This window comes from Streptomyces sp. NBC_00310, assembly GCF_036208085.1.
Classification (GTDB): Bacteria; Actinomycetota; Actinomycetes; order Streptomycetales; family Streptomycetaceae; genus Streptomyces.
In genome coordinates, this window is record NZ_CP130714.1 from 9203792 (window position 1) to 9226643 (window position 22852).

Annotated in this window: 17 protein-coding genes and 3 pseudogenes; 13 read left to right on the forward strand and 7 right to left on the reverse strand. The window is 71.2% G+C overall.

All coding sequences use genetic code 11. The annotated features are described in order from the left end of the window. The first annotated feature begins 164 nt into the window (after positions 1 to 164). The 6 genes and pseudogenes from OG202_RS40220 to OG202_RS40245 all read left to right on the forward strand — a co-directional run. Entirely contained in the window at positions 165 to 560 is a 396-nt protein-coding gene (locus tag OG202_RS40220; RefSeq protein ID WP_326585545.1) for a hypothetical protein, read from the forward strand. Positions 561 to 827: 267 nt separating this feature from the next. After that, positions 828 to 2954, forward strand: coding sequence for a phage holin family protein (locus OG202_RS40225; protein WP_327726948.1), 2127 nt, complete (start codon positions 828 to 830; stop codon positions 2952 to 2954). A gap of 149 nt (positions 2955 to 3103) precedes the next feature. Next, on the forward strand, positions 3104 to 4165 hold the full coding sequence (locus OG202_RS40230; RefSeq protein ID WP_326574789.1) for an ATP-binding protein: 1062 nt from the start codon (positions 3104 to 3106) through the stop codon (positions 4163 to 4165). Beyond that, the gene (locus tag OG202_RS40235; protein WP_326574787.1) at positions 4162 to 5973 is read left to right on the forward strand and encodes a vWA domain-containing protein; all 1812 of its coding nucleotides are present in this window, start codon (positions 4162 to 4164) and stop codon (positions 5971 to 5973) included. The genes OG202_RS40230 and OG202_RS40235 overlap by 4 nt, the downstream gene beginning before the upstream one ends. Positions 5974 to 6063: 90 nt before the next feature. Beyond that, complete coding sequence (locus OG202_RS40240) at positions 6064 to 6492, forward strand: OsmC family protein (protein ID WP_326574785.1); 429 nt, start codon at positions 6064 to 6066, stop codon at positions 6490 to 6492. Between the two features lie 146 nt (positions 6493 to 6638). Continuing rightward, positions 6639 to 6887, forward strand: a pseudogene (locus tag OG202_RS40245) (Hsp70 family protein); the annotation flags it as partial. 24 nt (positions 6888 to 6911) lie between these two features. Here OG202_RS40245 and OG202_RS46650 read toward each other — a convergent pair. Further along, positions 6912 to 7076, reverse strand: a pseudogene (locus OG202_RS46650) (IS200/IS605 family accessory protein TnpB-related protein); the annotation flags it as partial. A 42-nt stretch (positions 7077 to 7118) separates the two neighbouring features. On the opposite strand from OG202_RS46650, the pseudogene dnaK reads away from it, so the two are divergent. After that, positions 7119 to 7343 (forward strand): annotated as a pseudogene (gene dnaK, locus OG202_RS40250) (molecular chaperone DnaK); the annotation flags it as partial. Between the two features lie 35 nt (positions 7344 to 7378). Here dnaK and OG202_RS40255 read toward each other — a convergent pair. Continuing rightward, positions 7379 to 8242 (reverse strand): helix-turn-helix domain-containing protein, encoded by an 864-nt coding sequence (locus tag OG202_RS40255; protein WP_327726947.1) that lies wholly within the window; start codon positions 8240 to 8242, stop codon positions 7379 to 7381. A 193-nt stretch (positions 8243 to 8435) separates the two neighbouring features. On the opposite strand from OG202_RS40255, the gene OG202_RS40260 reads away from it, so the two are divergent. After that, entirely contained in the window at positions 8436 to 8879 is a 444-nt protein-coding gene (locus OG202_RS40260) for a hypothetical protein (protein WP_327726946.1), read from the forward strand. 3 nt (positions 8880 to 8882) lie between these two features. Here OG202_RS40260 and OG202_RS40265 read toward each other — a convergent pair whose 3' ends face one another. Then, complete coding sequence (locus tag OG202_RS40265; RefSeq protein ID WP_327726945.1) at positions 8883 to 9728, reverse strand: helix-turn-helix domain-containing protein; 846 nt, start codon at positions 9726 to 9728, stop codon at positions 8883 to 8885. 36 nt (positions 9729 to 9764) lie between these two features. Here OG202_RS40265 and OG202_RS40270 point away from each other — a divergent pair, with 36 nt between their 5' ends. From OG202_RS40270 to OG202_RS40280, 3 genes are all read left to right on the forward strand, one after another. After that, entirely contained in the window at positions 9765 to 10832 is a 1068-nt protein-coding gene (locus tag OG202_RS40270; protein WP_327726944.1) for an ADP-ribosylglycohydrolase family protein, read from the forward strand. A 145-nt stretch (positions 10833 to 10977) separates the two neighbouring features. After that, on the forward strand, positions 10978 to 11283 hold the full coding sequence (locus OG202_RS40275) for a 4a-hydroxytetrahydrobiopterin dehydratase (RefSeq protein WP_326574775.1): 306 nt from the start codon (positions 10978 to 10980) through the stop codon (positions 11281 to 11283). Positions 11284 to 11288: 5 nt separating this feature from the next. Continuing rightward, positions 11289 to 12029, forward strand: coding sequence for a class I SAM-dependent methyltransferase (locus OG202_RS40280; RefSeq protein ID WP_327726943.1), 741 nt, complete (start codon positions 11289 to 11291; stop codon positions 12027 to 12029). A 55-nt stretch (positions 12030 to 12084) separates the two neighbouring features. On the opposite strand, the gene OG202_RS40285 is transcribed toward OG202_RS40280, so the two are convergent. Then, complete coding sequence (locus tag OG202_RS40285) at positions 12085 to 12618, reverse strand: hypothetical protein (protein WP_327726942.1); 534 nt, start codon at positions 12616 to 12618, stop codon at positions 12085 to 12087. Between the two features lie 39 nt (positions 12619 to 12657). Between OG202_RS40285 and OG202_RS40290 the strand changes: the two genes are divergently transcribed. Beyond that, positions 12658 to 13668, forward strand: a complete 1011-nt coding sequence (locus OG202_RS40290) for a helix-turn-helix transcriptional regulator (protein ID WP_327726941.1) — start codon at positions 12658 to 12660, stop codon at positions 13666 to 13668. 39 nt (positions 13669 to 13707) lie between these two features. Beyond that, the gene (locus tag OG202_RS40295; RefSeq protein WP_327726939.1) at positions 13708 to 15573 is read left to right on the forward strand and encodes a rhamnogalacturonan lyase; all 1866 of its coding nucleotides are present in this window, start codon (positions 13708 to 13710) and stop codon (positions 15571 to 15573) included. Positions 15574 to 15645: 72 nt separating this feature from the next. Here OG202_RS40295 and OG202_RS40300 read toward each other — a convergent pair whose 3' ends face one another. From OG202_RS40300 to OG202_RS40310, 3 genes are all read right to left on the reverse strand, one after another. Next, positions 15646 to 16560 (reverse strand): endonuclease/exonuclease/phosphatase family protein, encoded by a 915-nt coding sequence (locus tag OG202_RS40300; RefSeq protein ID WP_327726938.1) that lies wholly within the window; start codon positions 16558 to 16560, stop codon positions 15646 to 15648. A 188-nt stretch (positions 16561 to 16748) separates the two neighbouring features. Beyond that, complete coding sequence (locus OG202_RS40305) at positions 16749 to 19418, reverse strand: cellulose binding domain-containing protein (protein ID WP_327726937.1); 2670 nt, start codon at positions 19416 to 19418, stop codon at positions 16749 to 16751. Between the two features lie 166 nt (positions 19419 to 19584). Next, positions 19585 to 22500, reverse strand: a complete 2916-nt coding sequence (locus OG202_RS40310) for a glycoside hydrolase family 48 protein (protein WP_328224357.1) — start codon at positions 22498 to 22500, stop codon at positions 19585 to 19587. Between the last annotated feature and the right edge of the window lie 352 nt (positions 22501 to 22852).

Sequence of the window (22852 nt, forward strand, 5' to 3'; positions counted from 1 at the left end):
CCTCCTTCGCGCTACTCCCCCGAGCCTACGGGCTGGAGTAGGGTCTGCGGCCTGGGTCTGAGGGGGACACCGTGGGAGACAAGGGAGACACCAGTGGCGCCTCCGGTACGGCGTGCCGGGATGCCGCTCGTGGGTGTGGTGGGGCGGCGGGACGGGCGGCCGTGGTGCGGGTGGCGGCCATAGCGAGCCTGACGCCGTTGGAGGAGCTGGAGGCGGATCCGTTCCTGGTCGACTCCCGCAGCCAGCACGCCATGTGCGCCCGCTGGGCCGCCGAGCGCGGCTATGTGGTGACGCGCGAGCTGCTCGTACGCGGTCTGCGCCCCGACCACGGCGCCCTGTGGGCCGACGTCGACGCCGGCCTCGTCGACCTCTTCGTCGCCCCCAGCCGCCGCGTCCTCGAACGCGCCCTCGCCTCCGTCGACGACTTCACCGCCGAGTGCGCCAGACGCGGCATCCGCGTCGAGACCGTCGGCCGCGCCGAACCCGCCTACGACGCCCAGATGAAGGCCCACGTCCACCGCCGCCTGTCGATGCCGACGGCGGGCTACGACGGCCGCTGAGCGGTGACGGCCGCGCCATTGCGGGCGCCGGATCACCTGATGAGGGGCGCGGGGGAACCGCGCGGCCGGCCACGACGAACCCGCGGTCCGCGACGACCCGCAAGCCCCGAGCCGTCCCCGGACCGTGCCACGCCCCTGCCCCCGTGCCACCCCGAATGCCGCCCCGGCGCCCCCACCCCTTATGACAGGCTGGGCCCACGACAGGACGTGAGGTGGCCGAACGTGGGCGGTGGTCGTTGGCGAAGGGTACTGAGCGGGGTCTGGCGGATGTTCGCCGTCTGGGCGGTGTCCACGCTGACGATGCTGGTGCTCGCGGGCGCGCTGCCCGACTTCCGGCTGCAGTCGGAGACCGGCGAGAGCGCCACGCAGATCGCCGTCACCGCGGCCTTCGGCGCCGGCGCGTTCGGTCTGCTGTCCTCGCTCGTGTGGCCGCTGCTGGTGCGGGCGCTGCTGCTCGTCCCGGCGCTCGTCCTCGGCCTGCTCGTCTTCTTCCTCAACGGCTCGCTCCTCCTCCTCGCCCTGCGGATCAGCCCCTCCGGACAGGGTGAGGCCGCGCCCGAGACCGCCGTGGTGGTCGCCGCGGTGATGTCCGCCGTCGCCTCCGCCACCGGTGGCGCCCTCGCCGTACGCGACGACGACGCGTACCGGCGCCGCCTGTACCGGCTGGCCGACCGCCGCCGCAGGCACGCCGAGGGCCGCCCGGGGCCCGCCGGACCCGGCACCGTCTTCCTCCAGCTCGACGGCGTCGGCCACGACGTCCTGGAGGCGGCGACGGAGAAGGGCCTCATGCCGACCGTGGCCGAGTGGCTCGGCCTTCTGCCACCCCTTCCGCCGGCCGGGACGCTCCGCCCCCGGCCCACCCACCGGCTCACCCCGTGGCACACCGACTGGTCCAGCCAGACCGGCGCCAGCCAGCTCGGCATCCTGCACGGCACCAACCACGACGTGCCGGCCTTCCGCTGGTACGAGAAGGACACCCGGGAGGTGATGGTCTGCAACCGGCCCTCCAGCGCCGCCGAACTCCAGCGCCGGGCCATCGACCGCACCGGCGACGGCGGTCTGCTCACCGTCGACGGCGCCAGCCGCGGCAACCTCTTCAGCGGCGGCGCCGACCAGCTCGCGCTCGTGCTGTCGATCGCGGCCCGCCGGGGCCGGCAGAACCGTTCCCGCGCCGGGTACTTCGCCTATTTCTCGGACCCGGCGAACGCCGTCCGCACCGCCATGTCCTTCGTCGCCGACGTCCTGCGGGAGATCGGCCAGTCCACCCGCGCCCGGTTCGCCCACCAGCGGCCCCGCGTCAAGCGCGGCGGCCTCTACCCGTTCATCCGCGCCTTCGCCACCGTCATCGAGCGCGATGTCGTCGTCTCCGCCGTGATCGGGGACATGTTCGCGGGCCGCGCGGCGATCTACGCCGACCTGGTGGCGTACGACGAGGTCGCCCACCACTCCGGCCCGCACAGCCGTGACGCCGCGAAGATCCTCGAACGCCTCGACCGATCCCTGGCGTTGATCGCCCAGGTCGCCGAACACGCCCCGCGCGCCTACCGGATCGTCCTGCTCTCCGATCACGGCCAGAGCCCCGGCGAGACCTTCCTGGGCCGCTACGGGCTCACCCTCGGCGACCTGGTCCGCGCCGGCTGTGGCCTGCCCGTGCCACGCCGGGCCCAGCGCACCCACAGCGGCGCGGAGGCACGGGCGGCCGTACGGGCCGCGCTGCGCATCCCGGTCGAGGAGGGCGTCGAGGAGTACCGGCCGACGCGCCGCTCCGAGCCGATCGTCCTGGCCTCCGGCAACCTCGGCCTCGTCTCCTTCCCGGACGTCTCCCACCGGATGAGCCGTGAGGAGATCGACGCCCGCCACCCGGCCCTGCTCGCCACCCTCGCCAACCACCCGGGCATCGGTTTCCTCCTCGTCCGCAGCGAGGAGCACGGCGGCGTCGTCCTCGGCGCGCACGGCGCGGAGATCCCGGTCGCCGAACTGAGCGACGAACACCCGGGCCCGCTCGCCGACTTCGGCCCCGGCGCCGCCGACGCCGTACGCCGCACGCACGGCTTCCCGCACACCGCCGACATCATGGTCAACTCCTGGTACGACCCCGCCGACGGCGAGGTCCTCGCCTTCGAGGAACAGATCGGCTCCCACGGCGGCCTCGGCGGCTGCCAGTCCCGCCCCTTCCTCATGTCGCCGCTGGCCCTGTCCGAGCCGGCGGAGGAGGACGAGGAACTGGTCGGCGCGGAGAAGATCCACCAGGTCCTGAGGCGATGGCTGCGCGAGTCGAACGGCCCCCAGGTACCGCTGGCGCACGACAGGGCGCCCCACAGGGGCGCGGGGAACCGCGCGACAAGCCACGACGGATCCGCGCCCGCCAAAGAACAGAACCCAGCAGACGCGTAGGCGCCCGGCCCGCAGAAAACCGGCTGCGGCGAGCGCGGCGCCCGGCCCGCAGAAAACCGGCTGCGGCGAGCGCGGCGCCCGGCCCACACTGTTCGCATCGGACGCCGCACACCCGCGCGCCCCTTTCGCACACCCATGGAGCCCCCGCCTTGCAGGCCGCCGTGACCGTCACACCCTCCCGTATCCCCGAGCTGCTCCTGGGCCTCGCCACCGTGCGCCCCGTCTTCGTCTGGGGTGCCCCCGGCATCGGCAAGTCCTCCCTGGTCAGGGCCTTCGCCGAGTCGCTGGGCCTGGAGTGCGTGAGCCTCCTCGGCACGCAGCTCGCGCCGGAGGACCTGATGGGCGTACCGCAGATCCGCGACGGGCGCTCGGTGTTCTGTCCGCCGGAGGCGATCGCCCGCGACGAGCCGTACTGCCTGTTCCTGGACGAGCTGAACGCGGCCACCCCGGACGTGCAGAAGGCCTTCTACTCGCTGATCCTGGACCGCCGTATCGGCAACTACGAGCTGCCGAAGGGGTCGATCGTCATCGGCGCCGGCAACCGCGCCACCGACAACGCCCTCGCCCGCCCCATCGCCTCCGCCCTGGTCAACCGCCTCACCCACGTCCACCTCCAGGCGTCGGCGAAGGACTGGCTCGGGTGGGCGGAGGGCAGCGGCATCCACCCCTGGGTCCTGGACCACCTCACCGACCGCCCGGACCATCTGTGGTCCAAGCCGCCGAAGAGCGAGGAGCCGTTCTCCACGCCCCGCTCCTGGCACATGCTCTCCGACGCGCTGCACTCCTTCGGGCGCGACCTCGACGAGGAGACCCTGAAGGTCCTCGCGCACGGCACGCTCACGCCCGCGCACGCGGTCGCCTTCTGCGGTTACGTCAAGATCGTGCGCAGCCGGTTCGGCATCGAGGCGATCCTCAAGGGCGAGGCCGGCTGGCCCCACCGACTGGAGGACCGCGACCTGCTCTACTACCTCGCCGACTCCTTCCGCGGCCGGCTGATCAAGGAGCTGCCCGCCAGCAAGCAGCACATGTCGGCGAACGGGCGGCAGACCGCGTACCGCGCCAAGTCCCTGCTCGTGCAGCTCGCCGAGATCTCCGTCGAGGTCGCCCAGACCGTCATCGCCGCCGGTACCGACGGCAACCCCGTGCTGCCCGCCTGGTTCCTCGTCGAGGCGGCCCGGGACATGCCCCGGCTGGTGGAGGCGCGCCGGTGAGCGCGGCCGGCGGCAAGGGGCAGCACAAGCGGAAGACGCAACGGGAGCTCGCCGACGAGGCGTTCGAGGCCGGACTGACGACGGTGCGGGCCAACTCCGCGCTGTACGCGGTCCGTTTCGACACCTGCCGCAAGGAGAAGTGCGATCTCGCGCCCCGCGACGGCCTCGTCCGCGTCGACTCCGAGGGCGTGCTGCACGCGCACCCCGACCGGCTCGCCGCACCCGACGCCTGGGCCTGGGCCATCGCCCACGCCGCCCTCCACCTCGGCTTCGGGCACGTCCCGGCGGCCCAGGGGGAACGTGCGCAGCCCGACCGGTTCGACCTCGCCGCCCGCTGCGTGGCCGTCAACCGCTTCCTGCTCACGTTCCCCGTCGGCCTCACCCCCGAGAACCTGCCCGCCGGCTATCCGGACGGCGACGAGACACGACTCGCCGCCCGCTGGCGCCGCGACGGGCTCCCGGCGGCGTACGGGCACTGCGGCACGGCCGGTGGCGAACCCGACCAGCTCCTCCTGACCCGGCCCAAGTGGCAGGGACAGCCCCCGGACTGGCAGCTCGCCTTCGCGCACGCCCTCACCAGCACCATGTCCGCCGCGATGGACATGGCCGGCGGCCGCCGCGAGTCCCTCTACGACGAGCCGACCCGCAAGCGGCCCTGGGAGAAGGCGCTGAGCTGGTTCATCTCCTCCTACCCGCTGCTCGGCGGCATCGCGGCCGGCATCCGGATCGTCGCCGACGTCGAACTCGCCCACGCCCACGGCATCTCCGTCGCGGCCGTCGACGCGGAGGCCGGCGAGATCTACATCAACCCGCTCCGGCAGTTCGAGGACGAGGAATGGCGGTTCATCCTCGCCCACGAGATGCTGCACGCCGCCCTGCGCCACGGCGACCGCTGCGGCACCCGCGACCCGTATCTGTTCAACGTCGCCGCCGACTACGTCATCAACGACTGGCTGCGCGAGATGCAGGTCGGCACCATGCCCGACGGACTGCTGTACGACTCCGCGCTGGCCGGACTGTCGGCCGAGGAGGTGTACGACCGGATCGTCGGCGACCCGCGCCGGACGCGCCGGCTGTCCACCCTGCGCGGCAAGGGCGCCGGTGACATCCTCGGCGGCCCGCTCGGCGCGCCCCGCGACTACGTGGACCTCGACGAGTTCTACCGCCGGGGCCTCGCCCGGGGGTTCGATCTGCACGAGCGGCAGGAGCGCGGTTTCCTGCCCGCGGGGCTGGTCGAGGAGATCCGTGCCCTCAGTCACCCGCCGCTGCCCTGGGACGCCCGACTGGCCCGCTGGTTCGACGAGTTCGTTCCCACACCGCAGGCCGTACGGACCTATGCGCGTTCCTCGCGCCGTCAGTCGGCCACTCCCGACATTCCGCGCGCCGGACGGTACTTCCCGCCCGAGGAGGTCGCCCGCTGCACCTTCGGAGTCGTCCTCGACACCTCCGGCTCCATGGAGCGGACGCTGCTCGGCAAGGCGCTGGGCGCGATCGCCTCGTACGCCGAGGCCCGTGACGTACCGGCCGCCCGGGTCGTGTTCTGCGACGCCGCCCCGCACGACGCGGGCTTTCTCCCGGTGACCGAGATCGCCGGGCGCGTCCGCGTCCACGGGCGCGGCGGCACGGTGCTGCAGCCGGGCATCGACCTGCTGCACCGGGCCGACGACTTCCCGCCGGGCGCGCCGGTCCTCGTGATCACGGACGGCTGGTGCGACGTGCTGCGCGTGCGGCGTGAGCACGCGTATCTGATTCCACAAGGCGCTCGTCTGCCGTTCACCGCGCGAGGGCCGGTGTTCAGGGTGAGATGAGGCTCGGACCGCCCGGAGTGTGATCGGATGGGGGCAGGCAACCCGGAACCAGGAAACGGCAACCGGGAACCACATGCGAAAGGAATGACCGTGGCTACCACGCGCTCCGCACACACCGTCTGGGAAGGCAACCTGCTCGAGGGCAACGGTGTCGTCACCTTCGACTCCTCCGGTGCCATCGCCGAGCAGCCCGTGACGTGGGCTTCCCGCGCCCAGGACGCGAACGGCAAGACCAGCCCCGAGGAGCTGATCGCGGCCGCCCACTCCAGCTGCTTCTCCATGGCCTTCTCCCACGCCCTCGCCGGTGCCGGGACCCCGCCCACCAAGCTCCTCACCTCCGCCGACGTGACCTTCCAGCCGGGCGAGGGCATCACGGGCATCCACATCACCGTGGAGGGCACCGTGCCCGGCCTCGACGAGGAGGGCTTCGTGGCCGCCGCCGAGGACGCCAAGGTGAACTGCCCCGTCAGCCAGGCTCTCAAGGCCGTACCGATCACCCTCTCCGCCAAGCTGGCCTGACCGACTGCTTCGCACGCCCCATTGACAAGAGCCCACTCAAGTTTTGTGCTGGTGGTGGGGACACTTGGCGGAACCTTGCGGAATCCTGCTGGAAGGGGACGGCGATGGGGCGTGCGGTCGGGGTCGATCTCGGTACGACGAACCCGCACGTCTCGGCGAAGGACCTCGCCACCGGCCGCGAGCAGAAGATGACGGTGACGGGTGGCTCCGTCCTCCCCGAGGACGACATCGACCGCATGATGCGGGAGGCCGAGCAGTACGCCGACGACGACCGCCGGTGCCGCGAGGCCGCCGAGACGCGCAACCACGCCGAGTAACTCGTCGACCGGACGGAGAAGTTCCTCCGCGACAACACCGAGCGCGTCCCCGCCGACAGCCGAGCCGAGGTCGAGTCCTGAAACGCCTCCTGGAAACCGTTCCTAGAGACTGAGCGGGAGTGAGTCCTGTTGCCAGAACTCATGCTCGGCCGAACGCCCCGGACGGTGTTGGGCGTTCTGGTTGCCCGCGTTCTCTCCGCGTCCGGGCGGCACGGATCGTGTCCGTGGTCCGGGAATGCGGCGGCGGGGTTCCTCACGCCCAGGAACAGAACGCTCCTGAACGCACTCCAGCGGCAGCAGCTCCAAACCCCCGAGGACACCGCCGCCCTCCGCGCCGCCACCGAGCACCTGGCAACCGTCAGCCAGCGCATGGGCCAGGCCATGTACGCGGCGGCCGCGGCCTCCGGCGGCCCGGCGGACGAGCCGCCGCCCGGCCCGGCCGACGAGCCGCCGTCCGGCCCCGCCGAGGAGGAGGGCGTCGTCGACGCGGAGATCGTGGACGACGAGAAGGGGCCGAAGGGGGGAGCGGCGTAGGCCGGGGCCGGACCGTACCCGGTGAGCGGCCGGGGTCAGTACCTCTCGCGGTAGTGCCGCAGGATCTCTCTCGTGTGCTCGGCGGAAGCCGCGTGGGCGGCCATGTGGTCGAGGACTTCGAGGTGGAGGGCCACCTCGGTGCGGGAGTCGAGGTAGAGGGCGCCGGTGAGGTACTCGGTGTACACCATGTCGGGGAGTTCGGGTTCGGCGAAGCGGAAGAGGGAGAAGGGGGCGTAGGTGCCCGGGTGGGGCCCGCTGGCGAACTCGCACACCTGAAGGATGACGTGGTCCTTCTCGGTGATCTCCAGCAGCCGGTCGATCTGGTCCCGCATCACCTGGGAGCGGATGCTCACCGGACGCATGAGGGCCGTCTCGTCCATGATCACCCACAGGTGCGGCGGCTTCTCCTGGGTGAGGAGCTTCTGCCGGGCCATCCGCAGCGACACATGGCGTTCGATCGTCTCGGGACCGGTCTGGCCGACGGTCCCGGCCTCCATCACGGCCCGCGCGTACTCCTCGGTCTGCAGCATTCCCGGCACGAAGTGCGGCTCGTACTGCCGGATCAGATGCGCCGCGCCCTCCAGGCTGACGTACACGCTGAACCAGTCGGGCAGCACATCGTGGAACCGCTGCCACCAACCCGGCTTGTTCGCCTCCTCGGCCAGCGTCACGAACGCGGCGACCTCGGGCTCGGCGACACCGTACGTCGTCAGCAGGACCTGGACGTACGGGATCTTGAGCGCCACATCGGCCGTCTCCATGCGCCGCACGGTCGCCGGAGCGACCCGGAGGACCTGCGCCGCCTCCTCGCGCCTGAGCCCGGAGGCCTCCCGCAGTTCCTGGAGCCGTCTTCCGAGCACCACCTGACCCACGGTGGGCGCGGGCCGCCGCTCACTCACGCCACGCCTCCCCACGCGCCGAGATGTGCGAACAGTCTGTCATGCTCCGGTGACATCTCACAGGGCCGGCCGGAACCCGACCTCACAAGGTACGGGGAGCCATGACCTCGGAGGTAATCGACGGCGGTACACCCCGCGCGACAGGGTGGTGTCACGGAACCCGACCACCATGTCGACGGAGAGTGATGTGCCCATGTCCGTACCTCTACCCACGACCCGGCTCGCCGTACTCGCCCGGACCACCGACCCCCGGACCATGCTGCGCCGCTTCCTGGCAGGCGACGCCGTGGTGACCGGGGCGAACGGGCTCGCCTACCTCCTCGCGGCCGGACCTCTCGGCCGGTTCCTCGGTGTCGACTCCGGACTGCTCGTCGCCCTGGGCGCGTTTCTCGCGGTGTACGCGGCGGGCGTCGCCCTGGTGGCCTCGCGCGAGCGTCCGCCCGCGCCGGCCGTACGGGCCGTGATCGAGGCGAACCTCGCGTGGACGGTCCTCAGCCTCGTCGCCCTGGTGCTGTGGCTGACGCCGAGCACGGCGGGCGCGGTGTGGACGCTGCTCCAGGCGCTGACCGTGGCCGGGTTCGCGGCGGCGCAGTACACCGCCCTCCGCGCGGCCGGGAACCGGCGATCAGTTGAGTGAGCGTCAGAACATCAGCGCGTGAAGGTACTTGACCGTCGCCGGGTCGGCCGGGAGGAACGTCTCGATGGCCAGCTCGGCCACGGTCACGTCCATGGGGGTGTTGAACGTGGAGACCGAGGAGATGAAGGACAGCACCCGGCCCTCGTGCTCGATCCGCATCGGCAGCGCGAAGTAGGCGCGCGCCTCGGCCCCGGGCCCCTCGCCGGGCTCGTCGTCGGTCGTGCCCGACGGCAGCGGGTACGCCGCCACCTCCTCGTACAGCGCGCGCAGCGGCGCCGAGCGGCGCAGCGCGATCTGGCGTTCCATCTGCTCCAGCAGATGCCCGCGCCAGGCCCGCAGGTTCCGGATGCGTGGCGCCAGGCCCTCGGGGTGCAGCGTCAGCCGCATCGCGTTGAGCGGCGGTACGAGGAGCGACCCGGGGACGCCGTCCAGCAGCATCGTGATACCCCGGTTGGCGGCCATCACGTCGTACATCGCGTTCATCACCAGCGCCGGATACGGCTCGTAGCCCTCGATCAGCCGTTCCACGCCCTCGCGCAGGGCGTCCATCGACGGGTCGTCCAGTGGGGTCTCCGGGTACTGCGGGGCGTAACCGGCCGCGAGGAGCAGCGCGTTGCGCTCCCGCACGGGTACCTCCAGGTGCTCGGCGAGCCGTAGCACCATCTCCTCGCTCGGGCGGGAGCGGCCCGTCTCGACGAAGCTGATGTGGCGCGCCGAGGAACCGGCGCGCAGCGCCAACTCCAGCTGACTGACCCGCCGTTGCTCCCGCCAGGCCCGCAGCAGCGGGCCCGCGCCCCGGTCGGAAGGGGTGGGGGGACGGCCCGGGGAACCGGTCGGGACAATGGTCATGCGAAAAACGTAACCGAGGCGATCGAGGAGTGGCTCGTGTACAACCCGTGGAACCCGTCCTGGGAGGCGACCGCCGTCTACCGGGCACGGGTACGAGGGTGCCTGCTCGGCGGCGCCGTCGGGGACGCGCTCGGCTATCCGGTCGAGTTCTCCTCGCTGGCGCAGATCCGCTCCACGTACGGAGACCGCGGCGTGACCGGTCTCGTACCGGACGGCGACGGGGTCGTGGGCCGGGTCAGCGACGACACACAGATGACCCTCTTCACCGTCGAGGGCCTCCACCAGGCCCACGAGCACGAGCGGCTCAAGGGCGTCGACGGTGTCTGGTCCGAGCTGGTCCGGGGCGCCTACGGCCGCTGGCTCGACACCCAGCGGCAGCCCGGCCCCGACCCGCGCGCCGTCTCCGGCCTCGCCGCCCGGCCGTGGCTGTACGCCCGCCGCGCCCCGGGCAACGCCTGTCTGTCCGGCCTCGCCAAGCCGTACCGATCCGAACCTGCCGTCCCGCCGGGACGGCCCGGGCCCATCAACCCGGACTCCAAGGGCTGCGGCACGGTCATGCGCTCGGCCCCCTTCGGGCTGGCCCGCGTCCCGGCCGAGACCGCGTTCGAGCGGGCCGTGCAGAGCGCCCGGATGACGCACGGCCACCCCACCGGCTACTACGCGGCCGGTGCCCTCGCCGCGATCGTCGCGCACCTGATGGCCGACGAGTCCCTGGAAGGCGCCGTGCTCCGCGCGCTGCGGCTGCTCGCCCGCCACCCCGGCCACGAGGAGACCACCGCGGCCCTGACCCGCGCCCTCGACCTGGCCGCCGAGGGCGCCCCGACCGCCGAGAAGGTCGAGTCCCTCGGCGCCGGCTGGGTCGCCGAGGAGGCCCTCGCCATGGGCCTGTACTGCGCCCTCGCCGCGCACAGTGTCACCGAGGCCCTGCTCCTGGCCGTCAACCACTCCGGCGACAGCGACTCCACCGGCTCCCTCTGCGGCAACCTCCTCGGCGCCCACTACGGCGACCACGGGCTGCCCCAGGAGTGGGTGGCGGCGACGGAGGGCCGTGCCGAGATCACCGTCCTCGCGGACGACTTCGCGGCGGAGTGCGTACGGATCTGATGCGGCCGAACGTCGTTCGCGCGGCCGGATGCGTACGCCCCGGGCCGTCGGCCGGGCGTCTGACCAGGGACTCGGCGGCCCGCTTGTGGCACGCTGAGAGGGACCGCACGTCACGACGGAGGGGACGTTTCGGAAGGAGTGGGCCATGCCCGTCGAACCCTTGTCGCAGAAGGAGATCGAGGACCGGCTGACGGAGCTTCCCGGCTGGTCGCTGGACGGAGGTCGGATCGCCCGCTCCTACCGGCTGGGCTCGCACTTCGCGGCGACCGCGTTGGTCGTGCACATCGCACAGACACAGGAGGAACTCGGCCACCACTCCGACCTCACCCTCGGTTACCACACGGTGTCGCTGACCATCAGCACGCACAGCGCGGGCGGCGCCGTCACCGAGAAGGACTTCGAGCTGGCCCGCAGGGTGGAGGCGCTCGCGCCCGGCCACGGGGCGAGCTGAGGCGGGTGTTGGACTACGACAAGGAGGCCGGCGACTACGACGCCCTGCGCGGCGGCGAACCCCGCGCCGAGGCCGCCGCCCGCGCCGTACTGGGCCTCGTCCCCGAGGGCACCCGCCGACTGCTCGACATCGCCTGCGGCACCGGGATCGTGACCCGGCGGTTCGCGGCGGCGCGGGACGGGATGCGGGTCACGGGCGTCGACCTCACGTACGCGATGGCGAGCCGGGCCGCCGCCCGGCTGCCCGGCTCCGTCGTGATCGGTGACGGCCGCCGACTCCCGTTCCGCGACGGGCAGTTCGACGCCGTCACCAGCGTGTGGCTGCTGCATCTGCTGCGCGGCCCCGACGACGTACGGGCCGTGGTCGGCGAGTGCGCCCGGGTGCTGCGGCCCGGTGGCGTCTACGTCACCACCGTCGACAAGGGGGCCTCCCACAACGTCGGCAGCGACATCGACGCCGTCCTCGCCCGGCGCCCCCGGGCACCGGCCACGGACCCCTCGGCGGCCGTCGAGAAGTACGCCGACGAACACGGACTGCGCACCGCCGGACAGGCCCGCTTTCCAGGACGCGGGCAGGGCCGCAGCCCCCGCCGGACCCTCGCCGACCTGCGCCGCGGCTGGTTCGTCACCCTGCCGCCCGGCGACCCGCTCGCCGATGACTTCGCGGTACGGCTCGCCGCCCTGCCCGACCAGGACCGGGCGCGCCCGGACCCGGAGTTCACGCTGCGGGCGTTCCGCAAGGCATGAGGGCGGTCGGCCGGTCAGGACACCGTCGTCCGCCTGAACTCCCTGACCCAGCTGGTCAGCCGACTCGCCCCGCCGTTGCCGTACCGGTGGCTCCGGCCTTACCGGTGGTCCCGGCCTTACCGGTGGTCCCGGCGGGCAGGGAATCGGCCAAGTAGGCGTCGAGGTCGGGGTATTGGGGCGTGAGGACGTGGCGCACCCAGGCGTCGCGCTCGTGCTGGATCGGGGGGAGTTCCCAGACGCATCCGATCCATGGCCGGTCGGTGGCGACGAAGTGTGTGGGGTCGGTGTCCGGGCAGCCGAGCACCGGCTGGCCCGCCGCCGCGCCGGCGAAGTGGAGGACGTTGTCCCACACCCAGCTGTAGACGTTCAGGTAGGCGCCGTCGCCGCCGCCCCGGTGCAGTACGACGAAGGTCGCGGGCGGTGTCGTCGAGTCCGGCTCCGGCAGCAGTTCCGGGAGGATCGCGTACGCCGCCTCCGCGACCTCGGGCGCGATGCCGGCCGGGTCCGCGGTGACGTGGTAGCGCTTGATCCGACGGCCGGCCACCTCGACGGGCGGCGGCACGGTCAGCAGTTTCTCGGTGAAGGGCATGGCGGCACGTTAGGGCCGCTTCCCTGCCATCCTGTGTCAGTGAAGGCCGGCCGACTCGTCTCGATCCTCCTGCTGCTCCAGACCCGGGGCCGGATGACCGCCGCCCAGCTCGCCGAGGAGCTGGAGGTGTCGGTACGTACGGTCTACCGGGACGTGGAGGCGCTGGGCGCGGCCGGCGTCCCGCTGTACGGCGACGCTGGCCACGCCGGGGGCTATCGCCTCCTCGACGGCTACCGCACTCGCCTCACCGGTCTGACGAGAAACGAGGCCGAGGCCCTGTTCCTGGCCGGCGCCCCCGGCCCGGCCGCCGAACTGGGTCTCGGCGCGGTGCTGGCCGCCGCCCGGCTGAAGGTCCGCGCCGCCCTGCCCGTCGAGCTGCGGGCGCACGCGGACCGGGTCGCAGGCCGCTTCCACCTGGACGCCCCCGGCTGGTACGCGGAGGGAGACGACACCCCGTTCCTGCCCGCGGTCGCCGACGCGGTCTGGAACGGACGGGTCCTGTACGTCCTCTACCGCCGCTGGGCGGAGCCCACCGACGTACGCCGCCGCCTCGAACCGTACGGCCTCGTCCTCAAGGCGGGCCGCTGGTACGTCGTCGCGGGCCCGGGGCCCCGCACCTTCCGGGTCGACCAGATCCTCGAACTCACCTCCCCCGACGAGGAGTTCACCCGCCCGGACGACTTCGACCTGGCCGCGTACTGGACGGCGTACCAGCGTGACTTCCATGCCCGGTTGCACCGGGGCGAGGCAGTGGTCCGGCTGGCGCCGGGCGTGACCCTCTCCGGGGCCGTACGGGTCGACGGGGGTACCGGGGGCGACGGGCGTGCGGGAGACGATGGGCGTGCGGGGGACGATGGGCGTGCGGGGGACGGCGGGTGGACCACGGTCCGCGTGCCCATCGAGTCGGTCGAGCGCGCGCACGGCGAGTTCCTGCGTCTGGGCGGGGACATCGAGGTGCTGGAACCGGCCGAACTGCGCGGAAGAATCGCCCGGACCGTGGCCGAACTGGCCGAAAGATACGGCAACGTGGCCGGGAACGGCGGCGACTGAGAGTGCGGAACCCGTCCGTCCTTTCTGGAGGTTCGTCACGTGCAGCACCCGCACAGGCACCACAGACGCCGAGCCCTGCGCTCGCTGGTGACGGCGGCGCTCGTCGCCGCCGGACTCACCACGTTCACCGGCACGCCCGCCGAGGCCGCCACCGCCCGCCAGGTCGAGGCCCTCGACCGGGGCGTGGTCAGCGTGCACGTCGACAGCGGCAACCTGGTCAGCTGGCGCTGGCTGGGCACCGACCCCAACGACGTGTCCTTCAACGTCTACCGGGCCGGAACGAAGGTCAACTCGGCTCCGGTCACCGGCTCGACGAACTACTTCCACTCCGGCGCCCCCGCCCAGGCCGACTACACGGTCCGCGCCATCGTGAACGGGGTGGAGCAGAGCGACTCGGTGCACGCGGTCCAACTCCGCACCGGCTACAAGGACGTCCCGATCAGCGCGCCCGCCGGCGGCACCACCCCGGACGGCGTCGCGTACACCTACGAGGCCAACGACGCCTCCGTCGGCGACCTCGACGGCGACGGCGCCCTGGAGTTCGTCCTGAAGTGGCAGCCGACGAACGCCAAGGACAACTCCCAGTCCGGCTACACCGGCAACACGATCATCGACGGCATCAAGCTCGACGGCACCCGGTTGTGGCGTATCGACCTGGGCCGCAACATCCGTTCGGGCGCGCACTACACGCAGTTCCAGGTGTACGACTACGACGGCGACGGCAGGGCCGAGATCGCCGCCAAGACGGCGGACGGCACGGTCGACGGCACCGGAGCGGTCATCGGCAGTTCCTCCGCCGACCACCGCAACTCCAGCGGCTACATCCTGTCGGGCCCCGAGTACCTGACCATGTTCAACGGCCAGACCGGCAGGGCGATGCAGAGCGTGGACTACGTCCCGGCCCGCGGCACGGTCTCGTCCTGGGGCGACTCGTACGGCAACCGCGTGGACCGCTTCCTCGCCGGGACGGCGTATCTGGACGGTGCCAGGCCTTCGCTCATCATGGCGCGCGGCTACTACACCCGTTCGGTGATCGCCGCCTGGGACTGGCGGGGCGGCTCCTTCACCCGCCGCTGGACCTTCGACACCAGCTCCTCCACCAACTCCGGCCGGGGCTACGACGGCCAGGGTTCGCACAGTCTCTCCGTCGGTGACGTCGACAACGACGGCAAGGACGAGATCGTGTACGGCGCGATGGCCGTGGACGACAACGGCAACGGTCTGTGGACCACCAGGACGGGCCACGGCGACGCCCAGCACCTCGGCGACCTCGACGCGTCCACCTCCGGCCTGGAGTACTTCAAGGTCTCCGAGTCCACCTCCCAGCCCGCCGAGCTGTACATCAACCCCGCGAGCGGCGCGGTCCGCTGGCAGCTCGCCGCCTGCTGCGACAACGGCCGGGGAGTCGCCGGGGACGTCTACGCGGGCAACGACGGGCCCGAGATGTGGTCCGCCTCCGACTCGTCCATCCGTGACGAGGCCGGCGCGACGAAGGGCCGCGAGCCCTCGTCCGTCAACTTCCTCTCCTGGTGGGACGGCGACCCGGTCCGCGAACTCCTCGACGGCACCCGGATCGACAAGTACGGCACCTCCTCCGACACCCGTCTGCTGACCGGCTCCGGGGTCGCCTCCAACAACGGCACCAAGGCCACCCCCGCGCTCTCCGGCGACATCCTCGGCGACTGGCGTGAGGAGGTCGTCTGGCGCACCAGCGGCAACACGGCCCTGCGGATCTACTCGACCCCGATCGAGACGAGCACGAAGATCACGACCCTGCTCCACGACCCGATGTACCGCACGGGTCTGGCCTGGCAGAACACCGCCTACAACCAGCCTCCGCACACCAGCTTCTTCATCGGCCACAACATGCCGACGGCGCCCCGGCCGACGGTGTACACGCCGTAGGAACCGGTCCGTGGGCGGGCAGGGCTCGGCGCGCCCGGCCCGCCCACGGTCTCCGGTGGGACGGTGAGGTCCTCAGCCCAGCGTCAGCGACGCCTGTACGGGCAGATGGTCGCTGGGGAACTGGCCGTTCGACGCGTAGGTGTTGATGGCCGCCCGGTGCGCCGTGACGCCCGGCGTGGTCAGGATCCAGTCGATGCGGTCGCCGCCCGGGGTCAGCGGGCGGTAGCCGTGGAACGTCGCGTAGAGGTCGCCGCGCTCGGCCGCCGTGTCCCAGCTGTCGACGAGCCCGGCGCCCAGCATCGTGTCGTAGACCGTGTTCCTGTGGGCCGCGACGTTGAAGTCGCCGGTGACGACGAGGGGGAGCGACGGGTCGAATCCGGCGATGCGCCGGGCGATCAGGGCCGCGGCGCGATCGCGGGCGTACTGGCTGGCGTTGTCGAGGTGGGTGTTGAGGACGTAGAACTGTCTGCCGCCGTCCTGCAGATCGCGGAAGCGGACCCAGGTGACCATACGGATGGAGCCGCCGCCCCAGGTGTTCGACGCGGGCACCTCCGGAGTGTCGGAGAGCCAGAAGTGCTGGTGCTCGACGGGCGCGAGCCGGCGGGTGTCGTAGAAGACGGCCATGAACTCGTCGCGGTTGCCGCCCGCGCGACCGGTGCCGATCCAGCGGTAGTGCGGTCCGAGGTCGGTCTCGATGTCGAGCAGCTGCTGGTGGAGGCCTTCCTGGGTGCCGATGACGTGGGGTGCCTCCTGCCGCAGGAGTGCCCGCATCACGGGCCTGCGCACGGCCCAGCTGTTGGGCCGGGTGGTGTTCGCGTACCGCAGATTGAACGACATGGTGTCGAGACGGGGGGCGATGGCGGGTTCCTCCTCCGCGGCGACGGCTGGTTCGGCGGACAGCCCGGCGTGGGACAGGGGCAGCAGCACCGCCGCGGCGAGTGCGGTCTGCAGGCTGAGGCGACGCGTGACTCGTCTGTGGTTCGGCACTGAGGCTCCTTCTGCGGCGGCTTCCGGGCGAGTCGTGCGCACATCAGTGTGGAACGGCTTTCCATGTTAGGCATGAACATGTCGATATATCGAGGTGTACACGGCTCGAAGAGAGCGCGGATACCCGAGCGTTCGAAGAGGGCGCGCGCCGACCCGGGCGCGCGCCCTCTGCCCGTCCCGCTCGGGTGTCAGGTCACCGTGCAGGACTGGTCACCGAGTGTGAACGCGGTCGGTCTGCCGTTCGTCCCCGACCGGCTTCCGGTGAAACCGAAGCTCACCGACGAACCGGCCGCCACCGTGCCGTTCCAGCTGATGTTCCTGGCCGTGACCGCCGAACCCGACTGTGTGTGGGCGGCGTTCCAGATCTGGGAGACGCTCTGGCCGTTGGGGAAGGTCCAGCCGAGAGACCAGGAGGTCCACGCGCTCGTGCCCGTGTTCGACAGCTGCACGTCCGCCTGGAAGCCCCCCGACCACTCGTTGGTGACCTTGTACGTCACCGCGCAGGCTCCCGTCGGCTCGGGGTCCGGATCCGTACCGCCGCCCCCGCCGCCCGTGTCCGAGGAGTCGCCGTAGACGACGCCGCGCCCGTTGGTCGCGACGTAGACCCGCCCGTACACCCTCGGGTCACCCGTGATCGCCGCACCCGTCCAACCCCACTGATGGGCGTCGTCGTTGATCCGGGTCCAGGTCGCGCCCTTGTCGGTCGAGCGGAAGATGCCGCGGACACCGCCGATTTCGGCACTGGTGTAGAGCGTCTGGTACGAGGCTCCCGTGGCCGCCTTGCCGAAGCCGATCGTGTCGGCCTGCTCGACGCCCGAGAGCTTGCTCCAGGTGGCGCCGCCGTCCGTCGAGTGCCACAGGCCGTACGCCCCGTCCGTCGCCCCGCCCGCCAGCCACACATCGCCCTTCACCCCGGGCAGCGCCTTGAAGCGCACGCTGTCGCCGCTCGGCAGGCCGGTCGCGTTCGACGCGGTGAAGGTGGCGCCGCCGTCCGTACTGACGTAGAACTTCCCGGACTTGAAGCCGTAGAACGTCTTCGGGTCCACCCGGTCGGACTCCACGGTCGCGCCTGCCGGGATGCCGCTCGACGCCGACCACGCGTTGCCGAAGCCCGTCGCGTACTGCACGCCCGTGCCCGTCGGGCTCCACACGAACCGGCTGCCGTCCGAGGCCGCCGCGACCGTGCCGCCGCCGCTCACGCCCGACGGGTCGGTGCCCGCGAACCAGTTGGCGCCGTTGTCCGTGGAGAACGCGATGTGCGGACCGGAGTCCAGATTGCCCACGCGCACCACCGTGTTGGGGGTGGACTCGGCGAAGTCCAGGCTGGTCGTCGTCGTGAAGTTCGGCTGCGTGAACATCATCGACGGGACCTTCGTCAGATCCGTGTGCCGGAATCCGCCGATGTCACCGAGCGCGCTGAGCAGCGGGGCACCGGACGGCGGCGAGGCCAGGTCGTTGACGGCCGTCTCCTCCAGGCCCTGCACCATCGGTTTGATGGCGAACTGGCCGCCGCGGTCCCAGTTCCCCAGGTTCTCCGTACCGTAGATCGTCGCTCCCGTCCCGTACATCATCCGGTCGGAGTTGAACGGATCGATCTCCAGCGCCTCGGTCATCCAGCCGAGTTTGGGGGTCTGCTCCGGCGGCGACGGGTTGGCGCCCCAGGTCAGCCAGGGGGAGGACGAGACGTCCATGGTGTAGCGGTTCGAACGGTTCGGGTACGACGTGTAGTCCCAGGCCCGGGTCCAGGTCGCGCCGCTGTCCGTCGAGCGGAAGATCTGGGTGTCGGGCCACCAGGCGCTGTACGCCGTCGCCATGACCGTGCCCGGATCCTGCCGGTCGACGGTCAGCCCGCTGAAGCCGTAGTACGTGTCGGCCTCCGCCACCGGGCTGATGTCCGTCCAGGTGCCCGTCGCGGTCGCGTACCGCCACAGCCGGCCCTTGCCGCCGTCGTACGGCCCGCCCTTGTCGCTGTACGACAGATACAGATGGCCGTTCGTCGCGTCGAGGACGCCCTTGTGGGCCAGATATCCGGTCGGCTGCCCGGCCACCCGCGACCAGGTCGCCCCCGCGTCCGTCGAGCGGTAGACGGCGTTGTCCTTGTCGGCGACCCCGACGTAGAGGGTCCTGGTCGCGTTCCCGGACGTACCGGTGGTCTCGTCGAAGGTGACCCACACGATGCCCTGGTTGTCGCTGGAGTACCCGCTGGTGTCGGACGGGTCGGCCACGTAGTTGCCGACGTTCGGGAAGTTCGTCACCTGTGACCAGGTGGCCCCCGAGTCCGTCGACCGCCACAGCCCCTTGCCGCTCGGCGCGCCCAGATACAGCACGCTGTTCCGGTTCGGGTCCACGGCCAGCCGCTCGCCCATGCCCCGCCCCGGCATGTTCCCGCCCAGCTTGAACGGCAGGTCGGCCTTCTGCCAGCTCGCGCCCCGGTCGGACGACCGCAGGATCGCCCCGTTCCCCGGGTCCCAGCTGTTCGTGTACGTACCGGCCGCCACGTACACCTTGTTCGGATCGACCGAGTCGGAGGCGAGGCTCACGACACCCGTGTGCCCCCAGTCGTCCCAGCCGACCGAGTCGAGCAACGGCGTCCACGTCTTCGACGACTCCACCCAGCGATAGGCACCGCCGATGTCCGTACGGGCGTACGCCAGGTTCCGCTCCTTACGGTTGAAGACGATGCCGGGCACGAAGCCGCCGCCGTCGATCCGGGCGTTCTTCCAGGTGTAGGTGTCGGCGGCGATGGACACCGACGTGTCATTCTTTCCGGCCTTCTCGGCGGCGATCACGGGTGGGGATCCGGCGAGCAGGCCGGCCGCGAGAGCCAGGACGGTGGTGAGGATGCGGGTTCTTCGCACCGTGGGGGTCCTCTCCTGACGAGTGGGGGGAAGTTCTCAGAAAAGGGCACAGCACCCCGCGCCCCGAAGGGGCGCGGGGCTGTGCTCGATTTGCGGCTACCGCCGCGTGGGCGCGACCAGCCACAGACGGCCGTCGGCCGTCAGCCGTCGTGCGACCTCGGCGGCTCTATTCCAGGAGCTCCGCGTACGAACCCATGGCCAAGGCGATGTCCGCCTGAGCCCAGAACCGGTGATACGTGAACGACGGCGCGGCGCCACCGGCCAGGTACGCCTCGATCTTCGACCAGGCCGGATCGTCCTCGTAGAACGACCGGATGGAGTCGAACGTCGACGACGAGTTGATGGCGTCGCCGTTCGGCATCGTCCCGGTCCATCCACTCGGCACGTACACCCGGTCGTCGAACCGGTTGTAGTCGGCCCGGGTCTCCGCGACGGCGATCCCGAGCCCGTCCTGGTGGTGGTCCCACATGCCGTCGAGCAGTGCCTTCGCGACCCGGGCCGCGTCGGCGTCACCGGAGCGGTCGGCGTAGTACGTCAGCGTCTTGGCGTACGCGGCGGCCACCCCCACGTCGTCGGTGTAGTCGGCGACGGTGACATGAAGTCCCGCGTTGGCACCGGGACTTGACGCGCTCCAGGTGTCGGGCGCACCGGACCACTGCAGCGTGGACGGGATCCGGTACGTGCCGTCCGGGTTGATCGTCGTCTTGGAGAGCGCCCAGTCGACCCACTTGTCGAGGACGGTCTTCGCGCCGGCGTTCCCCGTCTGCTGGTAGTACTCGGCGACCCGCTCCATGGACCACGCCTGGAAGCCGAACCACTGGTTGGACGGCGGGTCGTGGTACACCGGCTTCTCGTCGTAGAACATGCCGTAGAAGGTCGGCGTCCCGGCCGGGGGAGTGGCGTACCGACCCGCCCAGCTGTTGGTGGCGCCGCCCGCGATGCCGCCCTCGTCGGACTGCAGCCAGCGGTAGAACTCGATCTGCCGGTCGAGGGACTTGGCCCAGTCCGCCTGCCCGGTCGTCGACTTGGGCTTCAGCGGGGCGTAGTTGGCGAGGGCGTGGGCGGCCAGCGGGTTCTGGTAGCCGCCGTGCGTGTGGCTGGAGCCGATCCGCCAGGCCCAGCCGGCCGCCGTGTCGGTGGCGCCGCCCCACGCGTAGTACCAGGACATCAGGTAGTGGGAGGCGTCCTTGCCGGTGCCGGCCGGGCAGGACGTGGCGCCCACACAGTTCCCGATCTTCTTGAAGTACTTGTCGTACATCGCGTAGCGCAGATAGTCGCCCATCTTCGCGGCCTTGCCGATGGTCGCGGAGACGTCGGCGCCCTTGCCCTGCTCCTTGGCCCAGATGTCCGCCCAGTACGCGGCCTGTACGGCACGCGCGTCGGCGTCCGGGGCGTTGGTGAACTTCCACTGCTTCGAGTACGACGCGTCACCGGTGAACAGGTCCAGGTACCCGTTCGTGCCGCCGTACTTGAACTGGTCGCAGGTGGGCTGCGGGACGGTCTCCCACACGGACTCCTGCGGCCCGCGCTGGAAGGTGTTGATGTACGACGGGCCGGTGTCCGTCGGCCCCGCCTCGCACTTGCCGGGCGAGTTGCCGTAGCCGTAGACGTTGTCGACGTCCTGCAGCCAGTGCATGCCGTACACGTCGTCCGTGCCGTACGCGCTCTTCAGCTCGGCGGCGATGGGGTCCGGGCCGACCGAGACACCGGTGTTGAGCTGCGCCGGATACTCATTGGGGGTGTCGTGCTCGGGTGCGTACGTCGCCGGCTTGGAGGCGTTGTAGAAGGAGTTGGTCGGCTGGTCGGCGTGGGTCGGGATCATGAACTTCTCCATGATGTCCCAGGCCCCGTTGAACTTGGACCAGTCGCCCGTCACCTTGCCGTACATGGCCTGCAGCCACAGGAGGTAGCTGTACGCCTCCGAGGTGGTCTCATGGCCGTGGTCCGGCGCCTCGACGATCAGCGTCTCCACCGAGTGGTACGGGATGCCCTCGGGGGAGAAGTAGCCGTTCGCCGGGTTGGTGATCTTGCCGTAGAGCTCCAGGAAGCGCTCGTCGTACGTGCTCGACGCGGCCAGCTGGGTCACGGTCACCGAGGCCTTGGCGTGGCCGGTGGCCGTCGAGTCGAAGACCGCCGAGCCGGTGCCGGACGCGCCCGCGCCGATGGTCACCTTCTGCGCGGTGTTCCAGTTCGACGACGTGAAGGTCAGCGACGCGCCGCCCGTCACGGAGAGCCCGGTGTTGCCGGACGCCCGCGCGGTCGTCACCGTCACGTTCCCCGACGGCTGTGTCGAAAGTTTCACGTCGTAGGTGCCCGACTGGCCCTGACGCACGCCCAGTTGGGTCGGCGAGACCACCACGGCGGGACCCGAGGCGACCGTGATGCCGACCGGTGTGGAGTTCGCCGACGCGCCCAGGCTGTCGTACGCCTTGGCCACCAGGGAGTGACTGCCCACGGTCAAACCGGTGGCCGAGAAGGTGTACGGCGAGGTCGTGTCCGTGCCCAGCAGCGTGGTGTCGTCGTAGAACTCGACCTTCGTGACCGTCGCGCTGTCCGCCGCGGCGGCGGTGGCCGCCATCGGAACGGCGGTGCCCTGCGAGTACACCGCGCCCGGCGCCGGGCTGGTCAGTACCGTGATCGGCGGCTGGTGCGCGCCCACGCAACTGGTGCCGTTGATCGCGAAGTCGGTCGGCGCGGCGTTCGTGCCGCTGTAGGTGAACTGGGCACCGGTGGTCACCGCGGCCCCGACGGCGATCGTCCCGTTCCAGGACGCGTTCTTCGCCGTCACGGCCTTGCCGGACTGCGACCAGGTGCCGCTCCAGCCGTTGGAGAGCGTCTGGTTGCCCGCGTAGGCGTACGTCAGGGTCCAGCCGTTGATGGCCTCGGTGCCGCGGTTGCTGATCGTGAGCTCGGCGGTGAATCCCGAGCCCCAGTCATTGGTCTTGTAGTCGACGTTACAGGCGACTGCCGCCGCACTGGCGGGAGTCGAACCCGTGCTGAGCATCGTCACGGGGAGGACGAGGGCCGCCACCACGGCGGTCCACAGGCGCCGCGTGGCACGGCGTCTCCTTCTGGGGTGCATGCTCTGGTTCCTTCCGTGCGGCTCTTACGAAGGTGGGGGCGGAGCAGCAACAACAAGCCTTGAACCAGTGGGAGCGCTCCCATATTGAGGAGGGGGCCGCAGAGGGTCAAGGTGTTTGAAGAGTCGAAATGATTCGATCAGGGAGAAAAGATTCGTCGAACGCAATAACGCAACACCTCTGTTTTTTACCGTCACTTGGCGCTACCTTCACCAGCACCAGTGGGAGCGGTTCCATCAGTCGACGCGTTCGTCCCAGACGCGTCCGAGCTGCGAGGGCCGCTCAGAGAACACCCCCAGTGTTCAGGTCTTTTACTCGCCTCGGCGACAGCGCGACGACTCCTCCTCGTACACC